Raw genomic sequence first — 21,886 nt, forward strand, 5'->3', positions numbered from 1 at the left:
GTGCCGAGCAACGCTGGAACCACCCGTCTGGTCATCGTCGAGTCGCCGGCGAAGGCCAAGACGATCTCGGGCTACCTCGGCCCGGGGTATGTCGTGGAGGCCAGCTTCGGTCACGTCCGCGACCTGCCCCGCAACGCCGCCGACGTGCCGGCCAAGTACAAGGGTGAGCCGTGGGCGCGGCTCGGCGTGGACGTGGACAACGGCTTCCACGCGCTCTACGTCGTCTCCGCCGACCGCAAGCAGCAGATCAGCAAGCTGGTGAAGCTGGCCAAGGAGGTCGACGAGATCTTCCTGGCGACGGACGAGGACCGCGAGGGCGAGGCGATCGCCTGGCACCTGGTGGAGACCCTCAAGCCCAAGGTGCCGGTCAAGCGGATGGTCTTCCACGAGATCACCAAGCCGGCCATCCAGGCCGCGGTCGCCAACCCGCGCGAGATCGACCGTGACCTGGTCGACGCGCAGGAGGCCCGGCGCATCCTGGACCGGCTCTACGGCTACGAGGTCTCCCCGGTGCTGTGGAAGAAGGTCATGCCGAAGCTCTCGGCGGGCCGGGTGCAGTCCGTGGCGACCCGGATCGTGGTGGAGCGGGAACGGCAGCGGATGGCCTTCCGCACCGCCGAGTACTGGGACATCCTGGCCACCCTGGCGGTGGCGAAGCCGGGCGAGGGCCCGCGCACCTTCAACGCCACCCTGATCGCGCTGAACGGCGACCGGATCGCCACCGGCAAGGACTTCGAGCCGACCACCGGCCGGGTCCGGCCCGGCGCGGGCGTGGTGCACCTGGACTCCGGCGGGGCCCGCGGGCTCGTCGCCCGCCTCGAGGGGCGGCCGTTCACCGTCACCCGGGTCGAGGAGAAGCCCTACCGCCGCCGGCCGTACGCGCCGTTCATCACCTCCACCCTCCAGCAGGAGGCGGCCCGCAAGCTGCGGTTGTCGTCGCAGCAGACGATGCGTACCGCGCAGCGGCTCTACGAGAACGGCTACATCACCTACATGCGTACCGACTCGGTGAACCTGTCGGAGACCGCCATCTCGGCGGCCCGCCGGCAGATCGTCGAGCTGTACGGCGAGCGCAGCGTGCCGCCGGAGCCGCGCCGCTACACCGGCAAGGTGAAGAACGCGCAGGAGGCGCACGAGGCGATCCGCCCCGCCGGGGACAACTTCCGCACCCCGGGCGAGGTGGCCAAGGAGCTTTCCGCCGAGGAGTTCAAGCTCTACGAGCTGATCTGGCGGCGCACCATCGCCTCGCAGATGACCGACGCGGTCGGCTCCAGCGTCTCGGTGCGGATCCGCGCCGTCTCCTCCGCCCAGGAGGAGGCCGACTTCGGCGCGACCGGCAAGACCATCACCGACCCGGGCTTCCTGCGCGCGTACGTCGAGTCCAGCGACGACGAGAACGCCGAGGCCGAGGACGCCGAGCGGCGGCTGCCCACGCTGGTCAAGGACCAGCCGCTGACCGCCGACGAGCTGGCCGCGCAGGGCCACCACACCCAGCCGCCGGCCCGCTACACCGAGGCGTCGCTGGTCAAGGCGCTGGAGGAGCTGGGCATCGGCCGCCCCTCCACGTACGCGTCGATCATGCAGACCATCCAGGACCGCGGCTACGTGGTGAAGCGCGGCCAGGCCATGATCCCGTCGTTCCTGGCGTTCGCGGTGATCGGGCTGATGGAGCGGCACTACCCGCGCCTGATCGACTACGACTTCACCGCGAGCATGGAGAACGAGCTGGACGAGATCGCCGGCGGTGACCACGCCGCGGTCGACTTCCTCACCTCCTTCTACTTCGGCAGCACCAACGGCACCGGCGACCAGGCGATCGCCCACGCCGGTGGCCTGAAGAAGCTGGTCACCGAGAACCTCAGCGACATCGACGCGCGCAGCGTCAACTCGATCCCGCTCTTCACCGACGAGGACGGGCGCGAGGTCGTCGTCCGGGTCGGCCGCTACGGGCCGTACCTGCAGCGGGCGCTGCCGGGCGAGCAGCCCGGGCCCACCGGCGAGGGCGAGGAAGGCGGCGGCCAGGGCGACCGGGCGCCGATCCCCGAAGGGCTGGCGCCCGACGAGCTGACCCCGGAGAAGGTGCACGAGCTGTTCCTCGGCGGTGGGGGTGAGCGCAAGCTCGGTGACGACCCGGCCACCGGCGAGCCGATCGTGCTCAAGTCCGGCCGGTTCGGCCCGTACGTGGCCAGTGGCGAGCGGAAGTCCTCGCTGCTGCGCTCGCAGTCGCCGGACACGCTCACCTTCGACGAGGCGTTGAAGCTGCTCAGCCTGCCCCGGCTGATCGGCGTGGCACCCGACGGGGCCGAGGTGTTCGCCAACAACGGCCGCTACGGCCCGTACGTCAAGCGCGGTGACGAGTTCCGCTCGCTGGACTCGGAAGACAAGATGTTCACCGTCACGCTGGACGAGGCGCTCGCCCTGCTGGCCGCCCCGAAGGCGCGCCAGCGCCGGGCCGCGGCGCCGCCGCTGCGGGAGATGGGCAACGACCCGCTCACCGAGAAGCCGCTGGTGATCAAGGACGGCCGGTTCGGCCCGTACGTGACCGACGGCGAGACGAACGCGTCGCTGCGGCGCGCGCAGACCCCGGAGGCGCTGACCCTGGAGGAGGCCTCCGAGATGCTCGCCGAGAAGCGGGCGAAGGGTCCGGCGCCGAAGAAGAAGGCGGCCCCGGCGAAGAAGGCGGCGGCGAAGAAGGCGGCCCCGGCGAAGAAGACGGCGGCGAAGAAGACCGCCGCCGCCAAGTCCACGGCCGCGAAGAAGACCACCACCGCCAAGACCGGTACGCCCAAGAAAACCACCCCCCGCAAGGCCACCAGCTCAACGGAGTAACCCCGGCCGCACGAGATCTTGGAGGGAAACGGCCCCCGGAGGGGCCACGTCCTTCCACGATCTCTGCTCTGTCCACAGGGGCTGCGGCGGGGCCGCCGGCGGCGGCAGCGTAGGAGCGTGGGCACGCGGGAGTGGGCGGGCGTTGCCGGCGGACGACGCAGACGAGCTGACCTGGCTGCTGTTCCGGCAGGAGGACGTGATCAGCCTCGGGCAGGCGTCGCGGTATCTGTCCCGCAAGGCGATCCGGCACCGGGTGGCGACCGGCCGCTGGCGACAGGCACACCGGGCCGTCTTCGTCGCCCACAACGGTCCGATCGGCCCGGCCCAGGTGCGCTGGATCGCCATCCTCGCCGCGGGTCCGGCCGCCCTGCTCGGCGGGCTGAGCGTGGCCCAGGCGGGCGGCCTCCGTGGCTTCCCCGGCCGGGTGGTGCATCTCCTGCTGCCGGCCACCTGCCGCCGGACGGTGCTGCCGCCGGGTGTGCTGGCCCACCGCACGACCCGGCTACCGGACCGGGATGTGCTGGCCATCGGTCAGCCGCCCCGTACGGTGGTGGCCCGGTCGGTGGTTGACGCGGCGCAGTGGGCGAGCACCGACGCGGAGGCCAGGGCGATGATCGCGGCGGCATTTCAACAGCGGCTGGTCGGCGGCGACGAGGTGCACGAGGTCCTCGACCGGATGCCGCGGCTCCGGCGTCGTCGGCTGATCCTGGCCACCGCCTCGGATGCCGCAGGCGGGGCGCACTCCCTGAATGAGCTCGACTTCCTGCGGTTGGTCCGGCGCGCCGGGCTACCCGAGCCGAGCCGGCAGAAGGTGCGCCGGGACGCGGCCGGCCGGCGTCGCTACCTGGACGCGTACTTCGAGGAGTGGCGGGTGCACGTCGAGGTCGACGGCGGTCAGCACCTCGACCCGGCCCACGCCTGGGCGGACATGCGCCGGCAGAACGACCTCTGGCTGGAGGGTGACCGGTTCCTCCGGTTCCCCGCCTGGGCCCTCCGCGCCCACCCGGACCAGGTGCTCACTCAGCTCCGCACCGCCCTCCGGGCGGCCGGCTGGCCCGGCTGAGTGCGACGTCCCGAGGAGATCTTGGAAGAAACTGGCCCCTCCAGGGGCCGCTTCTTTCCAAGATCTTCAGGAGCCGAGGACGCGGTCGAGGTAGGGGTTGGTGAAGCGGCGGTGGGGGTCGAGGCGGTCTCGGACCGACAGGAAGTCGGCGAACCTCGGGTACGCGGGGGCGAGCGACGCGGCGTCGCGCCAGTGCAGCTTGCCCCAGTGCGGCCGGCCGCCCAGGTCCGCAGCGACCTTCTCGAACGCCTGGAAGTACGGCTCGTAGGGCATCCCGACGTACTGGTGGATGGCGAGGTACGCGGAGTCCCGCCCGTAGCCGTGCGAGAGCCAGATGTCGTCGGCGGCGGTGAACCGCACCTCCACCGGGAAGAGCACCTTGAACGGCAGGCCGTCGACGATGCGCCGCAGCGCGGTCAGTGCCTCGGGCAGCGCGGCGCGCGGCAGGCCGTACTCCATCTCCACGAAGCGGACCCGGCGCGGGGTGCAGAAGACCCGGTCGGAGCGGCCGGTGTAGGTGCGTTCGGTGAGGGCCCGGGCGGAGACGGCGCTGATCCCGGGTGCCAGCGCCGGGACGGCCCGGCCGAGCCGGCAGGCGCCGGCGAACACGGTGTTGGCCAGGAACTCGTCGTCCAGCCAGCCGCGCCAGCGGGGCAGCGGCCGGTCGTCGGCGGGTACCCGGTCGTTGGTCTTGACCTGCACCCGGGCGGTGTACGGGAACCAGTAGAACTCGACGTGGTCGTGGGCCGGGACGAGGGACGGCAGGTCGGCCAGGACCGCGTCCAGCGAGGCCGGTCGCTCGTGGGCCCGCAGGGTGAACGCGTCGACGCAGCGCAGGGTCAGCTCGACCAGCACGCCGACCGCGCCGAGCCCGACCCGGGCGGCGGCGAAGACGTCCGGGTGCTCGTCGGCGGAGCAGCGCAGCACCTCGCCGGTGCCGGTGACCAGGGTCAGCGCCACCACGAAGGTGGAGAGGCAGCCGAGCTTCGCCCCGGTGCCGTGGGTGCCGGTGGAGAGCGCCCCCGCTACCGTCTGCGCGTCGATGTCGCCGAGATTGGGTAGAGCGAGTCCGTGCGAGGCGAGCAGCTCGTTCAGGGTGTGCAGGGTCATCCCGGCCGGCACGGTGACCAGGCGGCGGGCGGTGTCGACGCGGACGCCGGTGTCCAGGTCGGCGAGGTCGAGCCGGTGCCCGTCGGTCAGCGCCGTCGCGGTGAACGAGTGGCCGCTGCCCACCGCCCGGATCGTCCGGCCGGCGTCGGCGGCGGCCCGGATCGCCGTGGCCACCTCCTCGACGGTGCGGGGGCGGACGACGAGGGCGGCGGTGCTGCTCTGGTTGCCGGCCCAGTTGGACCAGGCGGCTGGGGTTGCCGACATGGCGCTCCTCGAGGTGAATATGAACTGACTTCATATCAGGAACGTTGTACCTGGTAAATACCGCAATCGTTGCCCGCTCGTTGTACCGGTAGTCACAGTCTGGTGACGTGCAGATATGTTCATCCGTCGAAGGGGGGTGGCGCCGAGTGTCCACACCAGCCGCCACGACCGGGCCGCTGCGCCGGGTACCGGTGCAGGGTCGAAGTGTCGCGCGGGTCCAGCGAATGCTGGATGCCTGTGCCGAGCTCGTCGACGAGGTGGGGTATGAGGGGCTGACCACGACCCTGCTCGCCGAGCGTGCCGAGGTGGCGATCGGGTCGGTCTACCAGTTCTTTCCGGACAAGCGGGCAATCGTGCAGGCGCTGACCCTGCGCACGATGGAGTCCTACCTCCAGCGGCTCGACGAGCGGTTCTCCGCCGACGACCTGACCCACTGGTGGGACGGCGTCGACGCGGCGATCGACGAGTACATCTCGATGCACCGCACGGTCCCGGGCTTCCGTACCCTGCACTTCGGCGACGTGGTCGACCTGCACCTGCTCGACGAGCAGCGGGACAACAACGGGGTGATCGCGGACCAACTGGCCCGCGTGCTCACCGAGCGCTTCGGGCTGGCCGGCGTACCCGACCTGCGGTTCCACCTCGAGGTCGCGGTCGAGGCGGCCGACGCCCTGATCAAGCTGGCGTTCCGCCGCCGGCCCGAGGGGGACGAGCGGGTGCTGGTCGAGGCGAAGGCGCTGATCCGGGAGTACCTGCACCGGCAGGTCGACGCCCGGACCGAGGTCGCCCAGCAGAGCTGAGCGGCGGACCGCCGGCCGCGGCCGGCGGCGATGACCGGTGCGACGCCCGGGTGCGACCGGGCAGAACGACGAGCGGCGGGTTCCCGAGGTGCGCCGGGGCCCGCCGTCGCCATGTGCGGGGGGCCGGCCGGCACCCGCGCGGCCCGCCCGGCCGACGGCGGTGCGGCCCGGACAAACGGTGCGGGCCGCCGGCGGCGGTGCGGGCCGGTCGGCGGTGGCGGAGCCCCTAGAGGAAGGCGTGTCCCTCGCCGCGGTAGGTCGGCACGGTGGCCACCACCGCGTCACCCTCGACGAGGTGCACCTCGTTGACGTGTTCGCACAGCTCACCGGCCTTGGCGTGGCGGAACCAGACCCGGTCGCCGACCCGGAGCGTGTCGGCGGCCCGGCCGGCGAGCGGGGTCTGCACCTCGCCCGCCCCCTCGGCGCCGAGCAGCTTCAGCCCCGCCGGCAGGCAGGGGCGGGGCAGCCGGCTGTCGGCGGCCGGGCCGGAGGCGATCCAGCCGCCGCCGAGCACGGTGGCCAGCCCCGGCCCGGGCCGCCGGACCACCGCGCAGGCGAAGTACGCCGCCGGGGTCGGCCGCCAGGCCCGGTACGCGTCGAAGAGCGTCGGCCCGTACAGGCCGGAACCGGCGGTGACCTCGGTGACCGCGGGATCGGCGCTGGTGGCGGCCACGCTGCCGGTGCCGCCGCCGTTGACGAACTCCAGGTCGGCGTGTTCGCGTACCGCGGCGACCGCCGCCGCGCGCCGGGCCAGCAGTTCCCGGTACGACCCCCGCTGGGCGACCCGGATCGCGGTGCCCAGCATCGCCTGCCCGGGCGGGGCGTCGCCGAGCCCGGCGATCTGGGCCTCGTAGGACATCAGCCCGACCAGCCGGAAGCCGGGCCGGGCGGCGACGGCGGCGGCGAACGCGCCGGCCGCCCGGGCGCTGTGCACCGGGGAGCGGCGCACGCCGACGTGCACCCGTCCGCGCAGCGGTCGCCAGGAGGCGTCCAGGTCGACGCAGAGCCGCAGTGGGGGCCGGCGGCCCGGCGGGCAGACCTGGTCGATCAGGTCGAGTTGGGCGGGGTCGTCGACCATCAGGGTGACCGCGTCGGCGAGCGCCGGCTCGGCGGCCAGCGCGGCGAGCGCGCCGCGGTCCGCTGTCGGGTACGCGACCAGCACGTCGGTGCTGACACCGGTGCGGACCAGCCAGTTCGCCTCGGGCAGGGTGAACGCCATCACGCCGTGCCAGCCGGGCCGGTCCAGCGCCCGGGTGAGCAGGTCCCGGACCCGTACCGACTTGCTGGCGGCCCGGACCGGCTTGCCGGCGGCCCGGTCGACCAGGGCCGCCGCGTTGGCGTCGAAGGCGGCGAGATCGACCACGGCGAAGGGCGGATCGAGGTGTGCGGTCGCCCGTTCGAGACGATCGCGCAGTTTGTCGCTGTCGCTGACCACGTCTGCACGCTAACTGTCTGAGGGACAATGCGAAATACCCTCGCGTCTGTCTGGGCTGCGGGCGACGGTCCCGGCGGCCTAGGCTCGGCGAGCAGGCGAATGTCGCTCCGGGGGCGCATCCCGGGCGCGACTAGAGTGTTCCACCGGGGATGCCCAACTCTGGGCCGGCACGTGGAGGTACGGCCATCGAAAGCCAGAACAACGGCGAGTCGTCCGGCGTGTCGTCGCCCGGCGCCCAGACCGACCGGTCCGGTGCCGCCGCCATCCGCTCGGTGCTGCGCATCCGGCCGTTCCGCCGGCTCTGGATCGTGCTCAGCGCGGCCTCCTTCGGCGACTGGCTCGGCCTGCTCGCCACCGCGCTCTTCGCCGCCTCGCAGGTGTCCGGCAGCACCGCCCAGGGCGCCGCGTTCGGCGGTGTGACCGCCATCCGGCTGCTCCCGGCGCTGGTGCTCGGCCCGGTGGCGGGCGTCTTCGCCGACCGGTTCGACCGCCGGTGGACCATGGTCGTCTGCGACCTGCTGCGCTTCGTGCTGTTCGCCTCGATCCCGCTCTACGCGCTCACCGGCGCGGCGGGCGGCCTGGTGGTCGGTTGGGCGCTGATCGCCACCTTCCTGATCGAGTCGCTCACGTTGCTGTGGATCCCGGCCAAGGAGGCCGCGGTCCCCAACCTCATCCCGCGCACCCGGCTGGAAGTGGCGAACCAGCTCACCCTGATCACCACGTACGGCCTGACCCCGGTGGCCGCGGCCATCGCCCTGGCCGTGCTGACCCGCGGCCTGCCCGGCGCGGTCGGCGGCGACCTGCCCGACTGGGCCCAGCCGGCGCAGCTCGCGCTCTGGTTCAACGCCCTCTCCCGGCTGGCCACCGCGCTCGTGGTGGCGTTCGGGATCAAGGAGATCAGCGAGGCCCAGCGCGGCGAGGCGGAGCGTACCGAGCAGAGCATGTTCCGCCAGTTCTCCGAGGGCTGGAAATACATCGGCCAGACGCCGCTGGTCCGCGGCCTGGTGCTGGGCATCTTCGGCGCGTTCGCCGGCGGCGGCATCGTGGTCGGCACGGGCAAGTTCTTCGCCAACTCGCTCGGCGCCGGTGACGCCGCGTTCTCGCTGCTCTTCGGCGCGATCTTCGTCGGCCTGGCGCTCGGCATCGGGCTCGGGCCGATGATCGTGCGGGACATGTCCCGGCGGCGCTGGTTCGGCATGAGCATCGTGCTGGCCAGCGCCTCGGTGCTGGTGCTCGCCTTCGCCATCCACCTGTCCATGGCCATCATCGGCGCGATCCTGGTCGGCGCGGGCGCCGGCATGGCGTTCCTGGCCGGCACCACGCTGCTCGGCGGCGAGGTCGCCGACGAGGTGCGCGGCCGGGTCTTCGCGGTGGTGCAGATCGGCACCCGGCTGGTGCTGATCCTGGCCATCGCGCTGAGCAGCCTCCTGGTCGGGGTCGGCGGCTCCCGCCAGCTCACCATCGCCGACCTGGGCATCTCCATCTCCTCGACCCGCCTGCTGCTGCTCGTCGCGGGCGCCGCCGGCATCTTCGCCGGGATCAGCGCGTTCGGTCAGATGGACGACAAGAAGGGCGTGCCGGTCCTGGCCGACCTCTGGGGGTCGATCCGGGGCCGCCCGCTGATGCCCGCCGAGCCCTTCGTCTCCACCGGCCTCTTCGTGGTCTTCGAGGGCGGCGAGGGCGCCGGCAAGTCCACCCAGCTCGCGGCGCTCGCCGAGCGGCTGCGCGAGCAGGGCCGGGACGTCGTGGTCACCCGCGAGCCGGGCGCCACCGGGGTCGGCGAGCGGATCCGCTCGCTGGTGCTGGAGAAGTCCGGCGACCAGGCCCCGTCCCCGCGCGCCGAGGCGCTGCTCTACGCCGCCGACCGGGCGCACCACGTGGCCACCGTGGTCCGGCCCGCGCTGGTGCGGGGCGCCGTCGTGGTCAGCGACCGGTACGTCGACTCGTCCCTGGCCTACCAGGGCGCCGGCCGTACGCTGCCGGTGGAGGAGGTCTCCTGGCTCTCCTCGTGGGCCACCGGCGGGCTCAAGCCCGATCTGGTGGTGCTCCTGGACGTCGAGCCGCGCACCGGGCTGTCCCGGGTCGAGTCCCGCAACCGGGACGCCGACCGGCTGGAGGCCGAGTCGCTGGCGTTCCACGAGCGGGTCCGCTACGCCTTCCTCGACCTGGCCGCCGCCGACCCCAAGCGGTACCTGGTGCTCGACGCCGCCCGCCCGGTCGGCGAGATCGCCGAGGCGGTGGCCCGGCGGGTGGACGAGTTCCTGGTCGACCCGGCCGGCATCGTGCATCCCCGCCCGGCCCACGGCCCGGACACCACGGTCCAGCCCGAGTTATCCGACGCGGAGCTGGTGACGATGGAGCGCTCCCCTTGACGGTGGACGTCTTCGCCGACCTGGTCGGTCAGGACGAGGCCGTGGCGACCTTGCGGCGGGCCGCCGCCGCGGCCGCCGCCGTGCTGCGCGCCGGCGCGGAACCGGCGGACCCGACGGCCGGCGGTGACCCCGGTGGCGGGATGACCCACGCCTGGATCTTCACCGGGCCGCCCGGCTCCGGCCGTTCGGTGGCCGCCCGGGCGTTCGCCGCCGCGTTGCAGTGCGTGCACGGCACCGGCTGCGGCCAGTGCCCCGGCTGCCACACCACGCTGACCGGCACCCACGCCGACGTGCGGCTGGTGGTGCCCGAAGGGCTCTCCATCGGGGTCGGCGAGATGCGGGCGCTGGTGCTCCGCGCGGCCAGCACCCCGTCCGGCGGGCGCTGGCAGGTCGTCATCATCGAGGACGCCGACCGGCTCACCGAGGCGGCCGGCAACGCGCTGCTCAAGGCGATCGAGGAGCCGCCACCGCGGACGGTCTTCCTGCTCTGCGCCCCGTCCGTGCACCCGGACGACGTCTCGGTGACCATCCGGTCGCGCTGCCGGGTCGTACCGCTGCGGCAGCCCTCGGCCGACGCGGTGGCCGAGGTGCTGGTGCGCCGCGACGGCATCGCGTCCGACCTGGCCCGGTGGGCCGCGGCGGCCGCGCAGGGACACGTGGGGCGGGCCCGGCGGCTGGCCCGCGACCCGGAGGCCCGGCAGCGCCGGGAGGCGGTGCTCGCCGTGCCGCGCCGGCTGACCGGGGTGGGCGCGGCGTTCGACGCGGCGTCCGCGCTGATCGAGGCGGCCGAGGCGGAGGCCGTCGCGTCGGTCGCCGAACTCGACGAGGCCGAGAAGTCCGCGCTGCAGACGGCGCTCGGGGCCGGTGGCACCGGCCGGGGCGCGGCCGGCGCCATGCGGGGCGCCGCCGGCCAGCTCAAGGACCTGGAGAAGCGGCAGAAGTCGCGGGCCACCCGGGCCCAGCGCGACGCGCTCGACCGGGCCCTGGTCGACCTGGCCGGCTTCTACCGGGACGCGCTGACCATGGCGCTGCGGGCCCCGGTCGCGCCCGTGCACACGGACACCGCCGCGGTGGCCGGTGCCGGGGCCGAGAAGTGGGCCGCCGACGGGTCGCTGCGCCGGCTGGAGGCCGTGCTGGAGTGCCGGGCGGCCATCGAGGCGAACGTCAAGCCGCGGATCGCCGTGGAGGCGATGATGCTCGCCCTCTGGCGGGGCTGAGCCGCCCGGAGGCCGGGCTCGGCGCGGTTCCCGCGCCGTCCACAGGGCATCGACACGCGCAATTGCGGTGCGGTACGGTCCGGTGTGCCGCGGTGACGGTGGCGGCACGCTCAGTGAGGGGCATCGCCGCCGGCAGGCCGGCGGCGCCGTCCAGCAGCCGGGAGGAGCCGCCGATGCCGCGGGGGGAGATCGACGAGGCCTGGATCGAGGAGGCGGTGCGCCGCTACCGGCGCATCGAGACCCTGCAGGCCGAGTTCGACCGGGCCGTGGCGACGGTCGAGGTCACCGTCCGGTCGCCGGACGGGCTGGTCGAGGTGGTGGTGACCGCCGGCGGGCGGATCACCGACGTGCGTTTCCTCGGCCCGCTGCACCAGCGCCACCCCCGGGACGTCGCCGGTTCGGTGCAGGCCGCGGTCACCGCGGCGGCCGACGCCGCCCAGTGGGCGCGGGAGAAGCTGCACAACGAGACGTTCGCGGCGTACCGGCCGCTGGCGGGAGCCTGACATGGAGACCCTTCGCGTGCTGGCCGCCCGGCTCGACGAGGCGGGTGCCAGCCTCGCCACCCTGTCCCGCACGGTGACCGCCACCGACCCGGCCCACCCGGCCTTCGGCGCGCACGCCGCCGGCCGGCCCGGTGAGATCGGCCGGGCGCTGCACCGGCAGTGGACCACCGCCACCGGCGACCGGGCCCGCGAGGCGGCCGCCGCCGCGGCCCGGCTGGCCGCCGCCGCGGCCGCGCTGCGCAGCGCCGCCGACCGGTACGCGGCGACCGACGAGTCTGCCCGGCACCGGTTCCGGCGGGAGGCCTGATGGACGCCCTGGACCGCCTCGCCGAGCCCGGCCTCGACCTGCTCGGCCGGGTCGACACGCTGCTCGCCGCCGGGGCGCCCGAGGGGCACCGGCTCTGGCCGCTGCTGCGCCGCATGCAGGTGCTGCCCGGCGCGGCCGTGCGCGAGTTCCTCGACCTGCACCCGGCGCCGCTGACCGGCGCCGGCCACGCCGTGCGCCGGCTCGTCCGGGGGTACGACGACACCTGCGCCATGCTCGCCGACCCGGTCGCCTGGTCCGGGCCGGCCGCCGGGGCGTACGACGAGGCCCGCGCCGCGCTGCTGCGCCACCTCGACGAGGGGCCGGAGAGCCTGGTCGGGCGGCTGGAGTCCACCGCGGGCTACGCCGACGCCCTCGCCGACTGGGTCGAGGGCAGCCGGCTGACCCTGGCCCGGGCGCTCGCCGACGTGCTGCGCTCGGCGGAGGCGGTCACCGTGCACGCCGCCACCCGCGCGGGCGCGGACGCCGGCCGCCTCGGGGCGCACGCGGCGGCGGAGATCGCCGTCCGGGTGCTGGGCGTGCTGGGCGTGGCCTACGACGGGGCGGAGACGCTGCTGCGCCAGTGGGCCCCGAGCCTGGCGGAGACGACCTGGCGGGAGCAGGCCACCGGCCCGTACCGGCACGGCGGCACCACGCGGATCGGCCACTGAACCGGGCCGGACACGGTCCACGGCGTCGCACGCCGGGCCGGCCGTGGCCGGACCGCGGCGGCGACGCCGTGGCCTTCCCCTGCACCCCCCGCAGGTCTGGCTTCACTCAACGCGGTCCGCGGCCGTTTGTCCTCCGGCTCGTTCATGTTTCAGCCGTCCGGGCGAGGAGCAACGGCCCGACGGGTCGGAACCGGTTCGGTCGAGTCGACATTCGTGAATCGCTGCGCCGGGTGACCGGTTGGCGACCGCCGACCCGGCCGGGACCCGGCCGAGGTCGTAGGGTGGTGGGCATGGGCATGCTCTGCGCGGTCAGCTTCAACCGGTACGGGCGCCTCTACTACCTGGATCCCGGTGAGCTGCGCCCGCAGGTGGGCGACAAGGTGCTGGTGCCGACGGACGAGGGTCCCGAGGTGGCCGAGTGCGTCTGGGCCGCCCAGTGGGTCAGCGAGGACACCGCCGGCTTCCCGAAGCTGGCCGGGCTGGCCGAGGCGGACGACCTGCGCCGCGACGAGCAGTTGCGCCGGCGCAAGGCGGACGCCAAGGTCGCGGCCAAACGGCTGATCCGCGAGCACGGGCTGCCGATGAAGGTGGTCGCGGTCGACCACGTCTTCGGTACGCCGGAGACCGGCAGCGACCGCACCACCATCTACTTCACCGCGCCGCACCGGGTGGACTTCCGCTCCCTGGTCCGCGATCTGGGCGCGACCCTGCACTGCCGGGTCGAGCTGCGGCAGCTCTCCGCCCGTGACTCGGCCCGGGTGCAGGGCGGGATCGGCTCCTGCGGTCGGGACCTGTGCTGCGCCACCTTCCTCAACGACTTCGAGCCGGTGACCATCCGGATGGCGAAGGACCAGGACCTGCCGCTCAACCCGCTGCGCATCTCCGGCGCGTGCGGTCGACTGATGTGCTGCCTGAAGTACGAGCATCCGCTGTACGCCAAATTTGCCGAGTCCGCCCCGGCGATCGGCACCCGCGTCACCACGCCGGAGGGGGAGGGCCGGGTGGTCGGCCACAGCGTCCCGAGAGACGCGGTGACGGTGCGCCTGGACGCCGACGGCTCGCGCTCCATGTGCTCCCGCGCCGACGTCTGCGGCTCCCGCCAGGCCCACGACCAGCACTACACCCCCTAACCACCCACCCCGCCGCGCCCGGGCCCCATGTCCCGGTGATCAAGGAGTTCGCGTCGGACATCGCGCGGCTCCTGACGCAAGCTCCTTGATCAACGCGGCGGAGGGCTTCAGCGCAGGACGACGGGGGGTTCGGCGAGGCGGGGGTGCAGGGGCTGGCGGGGGGTCAGCCAGGAGGCTTCGGGGGACTGGTCGGGGTTGAGCTGCCACGCGTGGGCGACCTTGTCGACCGCGATCGGGTAGATGGTCAGCGTGCCGTCCGGGTCGAACCGCAGGCGCAGGAACGCCTTCGAGTCCTCGATGCCCTGCCCGGCGAAGAGCTCGTTGACGTTCACCCCGAACGCGCCGGCCACCAGCAGATACAGCGCCACCAACTGGCTGGCGACCAGGCCGATCACCGGCCCGTACAGCACCGCCGCGGCGACCGCCGGCAGCGGCCACGGCCAGTCGTAGAAGGGCAGACGCAGCCAGAGCCAGGTGCCGGCGGCGGCCAGCGCCACGTGGGCCAGCCCGTGGCCCACGCCGAGGATCCAGTGCCGGGCGTGCCGCTTGCCGCCGGCGCTGGGCGGCTTGGCGAAGAATGCCGCCCCGAGCAGGGTCATCAGCAGCATGATCACCAGCGGGACGCTGAACAGCCGCTGCTCCGTGGTGCCCGCGTGGTCCGCCGCTACGCCGGCCATGGCCAGCATCAGCAGCGTGTGCAGGGTGCCCAGCAGGGTGGTGAAACCGGGGTTCCGGAACGGCAGCCGGGCGAAGATCCCCCAGCCGTAGCGGCGCGAGCGGGCCTTGTCCGGGTAGCGCGCCGCCAGGGCGTACTCCCGGGTGCGGCTGGCCCGGCGGGACAGCGTGTCGCGCGGCGGCACCTCCAGCCGCTCCGGCAGCTGATGCGTCGGGTAGAGGTAGGCGCCGCCGCCCCCACAGGTGATCAGCTGCCGCTCCGGCCCGGTGTACCGGGCGTAGTGGTGCAGGTCGCCGGAGAGCAGCAACCGCACCTGGGCGCCGGTGGGAGCGATGATCGTACGGATGAAATAGTCGATCGAGTCGTACGCCGTCGGATGATCCGCGGCCTTGACCCAGGTGGGCGCCGGTACCGCCAGAATGATCTTGTCGCGCGGGGTCAGCTTCCGGGCCACCTCGTCGAAGTAGGTGAGCTGCGGGTCGTCCAGGTACGAGCCGGACTGGTCGTCGAGGCCGAGCAGCCACCAGCCGGCGGGCAGCTCCACCGCGAAGTACGACCGGGACTGCCCGGTGCCCCAGCCCGCGAAGTGCCGGTCCCGGGACCGGACGAACAGGCGCAGGAAGGCGGTCAGGCCGTCGTACCAGTCGTGGTTGCCGGGCACCGCGAACAACGTCGGCCGCTCGGGCGGCGACAGCGGCATCGCCGCCTGGTACGGCCCCTTGCACCGGTCCTCGTACGCCGCGTAGGCGGCCGACGGGTAGACCTGGTCGCCCCCCATCACCAGGGTCTGCGCCCGCGGCAGCCGGTGGCCGTCGACGGTCAGCTCCGGCTGCGCCAGCAGGTACGCCACCGAGTAGGTGGCGTCGAAGCCGTCGCCCAGGTCGGCCACGTAGTCCAACCAGAGCCCGCCGTCCGGCCCGACCTGCCGCGAGGTGGCGTCGTCGAAGGCGTTCTGCAGCTCCCGCTTGTCCAGGTACGCCCCGAACAGCATCGCCAGCAGCGTCCGCAGGCCGGTGCTGATCAGCAGCAGCGGCGCCAGCCAGGGCACCGGCTTGCGCGGGGTGAACCCCAACTCCAACGGGTCGAGACTGCGCGGCCGCCGGCCGGCCCGCTCCCCGGCATGCGCCTCGGGAATCGGCCGCCCCGCCGGTACGTGATCGTCGCTCACCCGCCGCAGGGTAGTCGGGGCCGATCGGAACCGCTCTCCGGCGAACGTACCGAACCTTCCTCGATGTCCGGATCGGGCGGGCGGGGGATCCCGTTCGGCGGCCGGCGCGGTGTGCCGTACACTTGACGATCGTTGCCGCCTTAGCTCAGTCGGCTAGAGCGACGCACTCGTAATGCGTAGGTCGACGGTTCGATTCCGTCAGGCGGCTCGGTACAGAAGCCCAGGTCATCGGCCTGGGCTTCGCCGTTTCCCAAGGTCGACAACCTCGCTGCCGGCCGTGCCAGTCCTTGAACAGTCCTTGTCGCGGTGCCGCTACCGCCTCGTCCAGCCGGTTGGCGTCCGCGTCCAGGTCGTCACCGAACAGGCCCGCGTACACGTCCAGCTCATCGACGCTGAGGCGTGCCAGAGCATCCGCTGCACCGCCTTGACATTGGCCCTCGACGCCACGGCCGGGCTTGCCGCCGTGTGTCGTAGGTCGTGCGGAGTCAGCCCGGCCCGGCCCGCCCCGACCGCCGCCGCCAACACCCGGCAGCGGAAGTTGGTGTTGCGCAGCGGCCCGCCGTTTGGGGCAATGAACACCGAGGCGTCCCGCGGCTTTCCGGCGACTTGCGCGGCCAGCTCGTCGATCCTGCATACGTCAGGCCGGACCGCCCCTTGCCACCGAACGAACCTGATCGCGCCGACGAGGAGATCCGCCCTCGCAGACGACAGGGTGAAGTCATGGATGCAGCGGTGCCCGTCGAGGTTTCACCTTCCGATATGCGATCCGCCACCCTGCGGCCTCTCGACGGACGATGTCCTCGTAAACCACACTGCCGGCCGAGCCGTTGGAATTGATGCCAATCCCCTTCGACACAGCCCGGACGGTGCCGTCCGCGTCCTCGGTTACGTAGACGTTCGTGACATGGTGGCCCACAGGATTCCTGTCCCCGAGGGCGAGAGCTGCTTGTTTGATTGCCTCATAGCCGTGCAGCTCGCCGGCTCCGAAGGCTGTCACGTCGTACACCACGTCGACAGCGAACAGCTCGTCCATCCTGTCGAGTTCGCCGGCGTCCATGAGATGCCCGTGCAGAGCTATCAGCTCGTGGACCGCCAACTTGTCTTCCGCCGAGAGCGTCATCAGCGAACTCCTCCCCGTACAGCCATCTGTACAGCCGAGACTGCCGGCAGACGCCGACACGGCCAGACAGCAACAGACTGCGTGACCAGGGGCAGGCTAGCGTGACCACCCGTCCGAGATCTTCTTCTCATCGCCGGCCCAGGACCTTCATGTCGTAACCGCCTGTTACGGTGCGCCGCAGTTGGCCGGTCAGAGCAACCCCACGGGGACAGCCTCGACGACATGCGTGTGCTGCGCAGTGCAGTGCAGGGCTACCGAGCGGCGGCGGGTGCGACCCGGTCGGCGTGCTCCTTGAGCAGGGCCTGGAGCCGTTCGGCTTCCCCGTGTACATCTCACAGTGCCCCCACAATGAGCGCGCTGAGGTTGACGGAGGAGGGCGCTGTTCAGCGCAGCCCGCACCACTTGAGGATGTCGATGATGATCGCCGACTTGCCCTGGACGTAGAGCGCCATGTCCATCGGGTGGTCCCGGGCGACTCGGTGCTTCTCGGCCGCGTAGCGATCGCGATCTTCGGGGTGGGTGCGAAGCCAGTCCCGGAGGATCAGGTGCCGCAGGTACTCATCGCAGTCGGGGCCGAAAACGTGCAGATTCACGCTGTGGCCGTGGTTCCAGAGGCAGCGGTGCTCGTACCAGTCAAGGTCGCGGGTGCGGAGGACGTAGCCGGCGGCCTCCAGCGGCGGCACGTAGGCGGCTTCGTCTGCCGGGTCCGCAACGATGAGGTCGATGTCGAGTCGATTCTTGGCCGCCAGCCCGGGCACGGCGGTCGACCCGACGTGCTCGACGGCAAGAGCCTTGGCGCCGAGTGCAGCCCGGACAACGGCCTCCTCCTTGGCGAACATGGCAGGCCACTCGGGGTTGTAGGCGTCGATCGTGATGGGTGCGGTGACGTTCGCCGGACGGTTGCCGACTGCTCGCTTCGCAGCCTTGTCGCCGGTGAGATCCAGCGATGCCTGAGGCAGAGGTGGAATGCGCATTGGCGGCACGTTAGTGTGGCCGCCCGTGATTCGCCGCCCCGTTCGACCCTCGTGGGGATTCCGTCCGGCGGCCCGACCGAGGCGGCGGCGAACTGCCACGGACCGTGCCTGCCGCTGCCGTTGAGTACGGTCGCCGGATGGACGACGGGGAATTCGCTGCTCTGGTGGAGCGGCACCGGGCCGAGCTGCGGGTGCACTGCTACCGCATGCTGGGCTCGTTCCAGGAGGCCGAGGACCTGGTCCAGGAGGTGTTCCTCCGGGCGTGGCGCGGCCGCGCCGGCTTTCAGGGGCGTTCCTCGGCACGCGCCTGGCTCTACCGCATCGCGACGAACGTGTGCCTCGACGTCCTCCGCAGCCGGGCGCCTCGCCTGCTGCCGTACCAGGCCGGTTCGCCCTCGGGAGCCGGAGCGGCCTCGTGGCTGCAGCCGTTCCCCGATCATCTCCGGGAGCCGGTCGCCGCGCGGTCCGAAGAGCCGGAGGCAGCAGCCGTCGCGAGGGAGACCATGGAGCTGGCCTTCCTGGCCGCCATCCAGCAGCTGCCGGCCCGGCAGCGCGCCGCGGTGATCCTGCACGACGTGCTGGGCTGGCCTGCCCGGCAGACCGCCGAAGCCCTCGACGGAACCGTCGCCTCGGTCAACAGTGCGCTGCAACGCGCCCGCGCCACCCTGCGCGACCACCTGCCGCCGGGCCGCACGGAATGGGCGCCGACCGCACCACCCAGCGACGACGACCGCCGGTTGGTGCGCCGGTACATGTCGGCGGTCGAGCGCGGCGATCTAGTCCAGCTCGCCGAACTCCTGGCCGCGGATGTCCGGGCGACGATGCCGCCGTATCCCGAGTGGTTCTCGGACCGGGAGTCGCTGCTCGACGCGCTGGCGCGAAGCTGGGACCCCGGCTCGGCCGAGTACGTCGGGGCCATGCGAATGCTCGACGTCCCGGTCAACGGTCAGCTCGGTGTGGCGGGCTACGTCCGGGCGGTGGCCGGCCAGCCCTATCTGCCGTTCGCCATCGGGGTGCTGCGGATCGAGGACGGCCGGATCGCCGAGCTCACCGCGTTCCACGAGCCGGCGCTCTTTCCGGCCTTCCTGCTGCCGCCCTCGCTGGACCGATGACCTTTTCCGCCGGCACCCGTCTCAACCCCCATGGTCAACCCAACAATGATCGACACCGCGCCGCAGACGGCGGCCGGAAAGGTGCTCTGGCACTTCACCATGTCCCTGGACGGGTTCGTCGCCGGACCGGACCATGCGATGGGCTGGATGACCGGCACCCTGTCCCGCCCCGGCCTCATCGAGGAGTACGTCGGCACCACCGGCGCCGTGCTCCGTGGCCGCGCCGGATGGGACGCCGATCCGAGCGCCCGCCCCTACGGCGGCGCCTGGGTCGGACCGATCTTCGTCCTCACCCACCACCCGGAGGACGCCACGCCGGCCGAGGGCGTGACGTTCCTGAACTGTGACCCGGCCGAGGCGGTACGGATCGGGCTGAAGGCGGCCGGTGGCAGGAACCTCGAGGTGCACTCGGCGACCATCGGCCGCCAACTGCTCGCCCTCGGTCTGCTCGATGAGATCGACCTGCATGTCGCACCCGTCCTGCTCGGTGACGGCATCAGGCTCTTCGACAACCCCGGCGGCGAACCGATCACCCTCCGGCACGTCGGCGAACGGCTACCCACCGCGATCGTGAACGTGCGGTACCGGCCCGCCACCGGGGCGCCGACCCCGACCGACCGTGCCGACTGATCACCCTTCGGGGCGCACCCGACCGCACAGACCGCACACCCGGATCTGCCGCTGACCGTGGCCCGGCTCCACCGATCGGTGGAGCCGGGCCACCGTACGAGCGAGCGGTGGATTCCACCGGCCGCGACCGTCCCTGCCATAGTGGGCGCATGCGCTTGATCAAATATGGCCACGCCTGCGTGCGCCTGGAGGCGGACGACCGGGTGCTGGTGATCGACCCGGGGACGTTCTCGGAGGCCGAAGCGCTCGACGGGGTCGACGAGGTGCTGGTGACGCACGAGCACCCCGACCACCTCGACATCGCCAAGCTCGTGGCGGCGAGCCGGCGCAACTCCGCGTTCCGGGTGTACCTGCCGTCGGCGGCGATCGAGTCGGCCCCCGAGCTGGGCGGCGCGGCGGTCGCCGTCGATGCGGGGCAGCGGTTCACGGCGGCCGGGTTCGCCGTCGACGTCGTGGGCGGGGCACACGCCGAGATCTACGACGGTCTGCCCGGCTGCGCCAACGTCGGTTTCGTCGTCGACGGTACGGTCTACCACCCGGGCGACTCGCTGTTCGTCCCGCCGTCGCCGGTGGCGACGCTGCTCGTGCCGGCTGCCGCACCCTGGCTCAAGCTCGGCGAGGCGTTGGACTTCGTGCGGGCGGTGCGGCCGAAGCGGGCGTTCCCGATCCACGACGCCACGCTCAACGAGCTCGGCCAGGAGTACTTCGACGGTTGGTTGGACCTCAAGGGCGGCACCGAGTACGCGCGCATCCCGGTCGGGGAGTCGGTGACAATCGGCTAGGAGCATGTCTCAGCGACCGCTTCCTGACCTGCGAAAACGTCGCCGTGGCCGGCGATGATCCCGCCTCGAACCGCGCGTCCTTCCGGAGGCGGTAGGCGGGATCCGTACCCAGGACCGTGGTCCGGGCCGACCTGGCCCGAGGTTTGCTCACCCGGACGGCGGGGAGACTCGGCGCATGGGCCACCCGGACGAGTCCTCCGAGAGCCAGCTCATTCGGCAGGTGACAGCGCTGAGCGGCGAGCAGGCTGCGCTCTGGTTCTGGTCCGGTCTGCAGTACATAACGGATGCGGCCGCCGTCCATCGTGACGAGGAGCTGTACCGGGCGGTCCGCAAGATGGCCATTGCCGCCTTGTCCCAGGGTATGCCGTTGTCGTCGTGCCTCCCGGAATACGTGTCCTGCCCCGTCTGCCATGCCTACACCGGTCAGAACTGCATCAACCTGCCGGGCCGGATCCTGCGCGACAAGCTGCACCCGGAGCGGGTCGAGCGGGTCCGCAAGCTCTGCGAGTTGATGGGCGTCGACGTGACCGAGGCCTAGCCCGCTGCTGTTCCCGCGCGCCCCTGTGCCGCCGCGGACCGGGTCAGGGTAGAGGTGCGGCGACAGGCACGAGGCGAAGACCAACGCGAGGCCCGCGTCGAGGATCGACGGCGGGCACAGCCACGCCAACAGGCCCGGCGGCGGTGGCTTTCGTCGTGCCGCACATTCCCGCCAGTGACCGCCAGCGACCGGCCCGGCCGGGACCTTACGATCCCGGGCCGGGCCGGACTGCGCCGGCGCTCAGCTCAGCGCGGCGGCGAACATGCCGGGCTCGTAGGAGCCGCCCCGCTGGTGCACGATCACGGCGAGCCGGTTGGCCGCGTTGATCAGGGCGACCAGGGAGACGAGCGCGGCGATCTGGTCGTCGTCGTAGTGCTTGCGCACCTGCGCCCAGGTCTCGTCGGACACCCCCTGGTGGGCGTCGGCGAGCCGGGTGCCCTCCTCGGCGAGCGCCAGCGCGGCCTGCTCGGCCTCGGTGAACACGGTCGACTCGCGCCAGGCGGCGACCAGGTTGAGCCGGACCGCGCTCTCGCCCTCGGCGGCGGCCTCCTTGGTGTGCATGTCGATGCACCAGCCGCAGCCGTTGATCTGGCTGGCCCGCAGCGACACCAGCTCCTGGGTGGACTTCGGCAGCGGTGACTGGTGGATCACCAGGCTGGCGTTGGCGAACCGCTTGAAGAACTTGACGGCGATCTCGTTGTCGAACATGTTGAACCGGGCGTCCATGACGTCGTTCCTCCTCGTGCTCTGCGTGCACCGGACGAGCACGAGACCCCGGCGGCCCGATTCCTGTGACAGCGGTACGTCGTGACCCGGACCACTACCGGCTGCGGAGGCCCGCACGGGGGCCGGACGGCTGCGACGAAGCGAGCCCGCGCCGGCCCGGAGGGCTGCGACGAAGCGAGCCCGGCGGGCACGGCTCGGGGCCGGCCCACCGGGCTCGCTCCGGCAGGGAGGTGAAAGGTCAGCGGTCCAAGTGCGGGTCGGCCGGGTCGGGCGGGAAGGTGCCCGCCCGCTGCGCCGGCAGGTCGGTCACCACGTACCCGGTCGTCGGCTCCGCCGGCCCGGTGTCACCGTCGCCGTCCCGGCGGTGCTTGGCCAGCGCGGCCGCGCCGGCCGCCGCGCCCGCGGCGACTGCGCCCGCGGCCACCGCCGTGCCGGACAGGCCGGCCTTGCCGTCGTCACCGA

The 21,886-nt window shown here is 72.8% G+C and carries 20 protein-coding genes and 1 tRNA gene; 14 read left to right on the top strand and 7 right to left on the bottom strand.

Annotated elements, in window-relative coordinates; genetic code table 11:
• Nucleotides 1–2,829 carry a type I DNA topoisomerase gene (topA, locus tag AB0I11_RS02145; RefSeq protein WP_357310224.1) on the top strand — a complete coding sequence of 943 codons (2,829 nt, stop codon included), beginning with the start codon at nt 1–3 and terminating at the stop codon, nt 2,827–2,829.
• A 142-nt stretch (nt 2,830–2,971) separates the two neighbouring features.
• Entirely contained in the window at nt 2,972–3,892 is a 921-nt protein-coding gene (locus AB0I11_RS02150; protein WP_357309203.1) for a DUF559 domain-containing protein, read from the top strand.
• Nucleotides 3,893–3,958: 66 nt separating this feature from the next.
• On the opposite strand, the gene AB0I11_RS02155 is transcribed toward AB0I11_RS02150, so the two are convergent.
• Nucleotides 3,959–5,266, bottom strand: coding sequence for a D-arabinono-1,4-lactone oxidase (locus tag AB0I11_RS02155; RefSeq protein ID WP_357309206.1), 1,308 nt, complete (start codon nt 5,264–5,266; stop codon nt 3,959–3,961).
• Between the two features lie 224 nt (nt 5,267–5,490).
• On the opposite strand from AB0I11_RS02155, the gene AB0I11_RS02160 reads away from it, so the two are divergent.
• Complete coding sequence (locus AB0I11_RS02160) at nt 5,491–6,066, top strand: TetR family transcriptional regulator (protein ID WP_046565851.1); 576 nt, start codon at nt 5,491–5,493, stop codon at nt 6,064–6,066.
• A 226-nt stretch (nt 6,067–6,292) separates the two neighbouring features.
• Here the strand turns inward: AB0I11_RS02160 and AB0I11_RS02165 are convergent, their stop codons facing one another.
• Entirely contained in the window at nt 6,293–7,501 is a 1,209-nt protein-coding gene (locus AB0I11_RS02165; protein WP_357309209.1) for an alanine racemase, read from the bottom strand.
• 149 nt (nt 7,502–7,650) lie between these two features.
• Between AB0I11_RS02165 and tmk the strand changes: the two genes are divergently transcribed.
• The 6 genes from tmk (at nt 7,651) to ricT (ending at nt 13,698) form a co-directional block, all read left to right on the top strand.
• Nucleotides 7,651–9,873 carry a dTMP kinase gene (gene tmk, locus AB0I11_RS02170; protein ID WP_357309212.1) on the top strand — a complete coding sequence of 741 codons (2,223 nt, stop codon included), beginning with the start codon at nt 7,651–7,653 and terminating at the stop codon, nt 9,871–9,873.
• A gap of 2 nt (nt 9,874–9,875) precedes the next feature.
• Entirely contained in the window at nt 9,876–11,090 is a 1,215-nt protein-coding gene (locus tag AB0I11_RS02175) for a DNA polymerase III subunit delta' (protein WP_357310234.1), read from the top strand.
• Nucleotides 11,091–11,263: 173 nt separating this feature from the next.
• Nucleotides 11,264–11,593, top strand: a complete 330-nt coding sequence (locus AB0I11_RS02180; protein WP_046564890.1) for a YbaB/EbfC family nucleoid-associated protein — start codon at nt 11,264–11,266, stop codon at nt 11,591–11,593.
• Nucleotide 11,594: 1 nt separating this feature from the next.
• Nucleotides 11,595–11,900 (top strand): type VII secretion target, encoded by a 306-nt coding sequence (locus AB0I11_RS02185; protein ID WP_357309217.1) that lies wholly within the window; start codon nt 11,595–11,597, stop codon nt 11,898–11,900.
• Entirely contained in the window at nt 11,900–12,568 is a 669-nt protein-coding gene (locus AB0I11_RS02190) for a hypothetical protein (RefSeq protein WP_357309220.1), read from the top strand. Before AB0I11_RS02185 ends, AB0I11_RS02190 begins: the two co-directional genes overlap by 1 nt.
• A 290-nt stretch (nt 12,569–12,858) precedes the next feature.
• On the top strand, nt 12,859–13,698 hold the full coding sequence (gene ricT / locus AB0I11_RS02195) for a regulatory iron-sulfur-containing complex subunit RicT (RefSeq protein ID WP_357309223.1): 840 nt from the start codon (nt 12,859–12,861) through the stop codon (nt 13,696–13,698).
• 107 nt (nt 13,699–13,805) lie between these two features.
• On the opposite strand, the gene AB0I11_RS02200 is transcribed toward ricT, so the two are convergent.
• Complete coding sequence (locus AB0I11_RS02200) at nt 13,806–15,509, bottom strand: metallophosphoesterase (protein WP_357310239.1); 1,704 nt, start codon at nt 15,507–15,509, stop codon at nt 13,806–13,808.
• Between the two features lie 167 nt (nt 15,510–15,676).
• Here AB0I11_RS02200 and AB0I11_RS02205 point away from each other — a divergent pair.
• Nucleotides 15,677–15,750, top strand: a tRNA-Thr gene (locus AB0I11_RS02205).
• A 104-nt stretch (nt 15,751–15,854) separates the two neighbouring features.
• Here AB0I11_RS02205 and AB0I11_RS02210 read toward each other — a convergent pair.
• The 3 genes from AB0I11_RS02210 to AB0I11_RS02220 form a co-directional block, all read right to left on the bottom strand.
• A complete protein-coding gene (locus AB0I11_RS02210; RefSeq protein WP_357310250.1) occupies nt 15,855–16,268 on the bottom strand; it encodes a tyrosine-type recombinase/integrase in 414 nt (137 codons plus the stop codon).
• Nucleotides 16,261–16,662 carry a nuclear transport factor 2 family protein gene (locus tag AB0I11_RS02215; RefSeq protein ID WP_357309226.1) on the bottom strand — a complete coding sequence of 134 codons (402 nt, stop codon included), beginning with the start codon at nt 16,660–16,662 and terminating at the stop codon, nt 16,261–16,263. Before AB0I11_RS02215 ends, AB0I11_RS02210 begins: the two co-directional genes overlap by 8 nt.
• 383 nt (nt 16,663–17,045) lie before the next feature.
• The gene (locus AB0I11_RS02220) at nt 17,046–17,636 is read right to left on the bottom strand and encodes a GrpB family protein (protein WP_357309229.1); all 591 of its coding nucleotides are present in this window, start codon (nt 17,634–17,636) and stop codon (nt 17,046–17,048) included.
• A 104-nt stretch (nt 17,637–17,740) separates the two neighbouring features.
• Here AB0I11_RS02220 and AB0I11_RS02225 point away from each other — a divergent pair, with 104 nt between their 5' ends.
• The 4 genes from AB0I11_RS02225 to AB0I11_RS02240 all read left to right on the top strand — a co-directional run bounded on the left by AB0I11_RS02225 (nt 17,741) and on the right by AB0I11_RS02240 (nt 20,698).
• Entirely contained in the window at nt 17,741–18,748 is a 1,008-nt protein-coding gene (locus AB0I11_RS02225) for an RNA polymerase subunit sigma-70 (protein ID WP_357309233.1), read from the top strand.
• A gap of 45 nt (nt 18,749–18,793) precedes the next feature.
• Nucleotides 18,794–19,378, top strand: a complete 585-nt coding sequence (locus tag AB0I11_RS02230) for a dihydrofolate reductase family protein (RefSeq protein WP_357309236.1) — start codon at nt 18,794–18,796, stop codon at nt 19,376–19,378.
• 149 nt (nt 19,379–19,527) lie between these two features.
• A complete protein-coding gene (locus tag AB0I11_RS02235; RefSeq protein WP_357309239.1) occupies nt 19,528–20,160 on the top strand; it encodes an MBL fold metallo-hydrolase in 633 nt (210 codons plus the stop codon).
• Between the two features lie 175 nt (nt 20,161–20,335).
• Nucleotides 20,336–20,698: a hypothetical protein gene (locus tag AB0I11_RS02240; protein ID WP_357309242.1), complete on the top strand. Its 363-nt coding sequence runs from the start codon at nt 20,336–20,338 to the stop codon at nt 20,696–20,698.
• A gap of 240 nt (nt 20,699–20,938) precedes the next feature.
• On the opposite strand, the gene AB0I11_RS02245 is transcribed toward AB0I11_RS02240, so the two are convergent.
• The gene (locus AB0I11_RS02245) at nt 20,939–21,424 is read right to left on the bottom strand and encodes a carboxymuconolactone decarboxylase family protein (RefSeq protein ID WP_357309245.1); all 486 of its coding nucleotides are present in this window, start codon (nt 21,422–21,424) and stop codon (nt 20,939–20,941) included.
• Nucleotides 21,425–21,886 lie beyond the last annotated feature (462 nt).

The sequence above is a fragment of the Micromonospora sp. NPDC050495 genome, from assembly GCF_040655175.1.
GTDB lineage: Bacteria > Actinomycetota > Actinomycetes > Mycobacteriales > Micromonosporaceae > Micromonospora.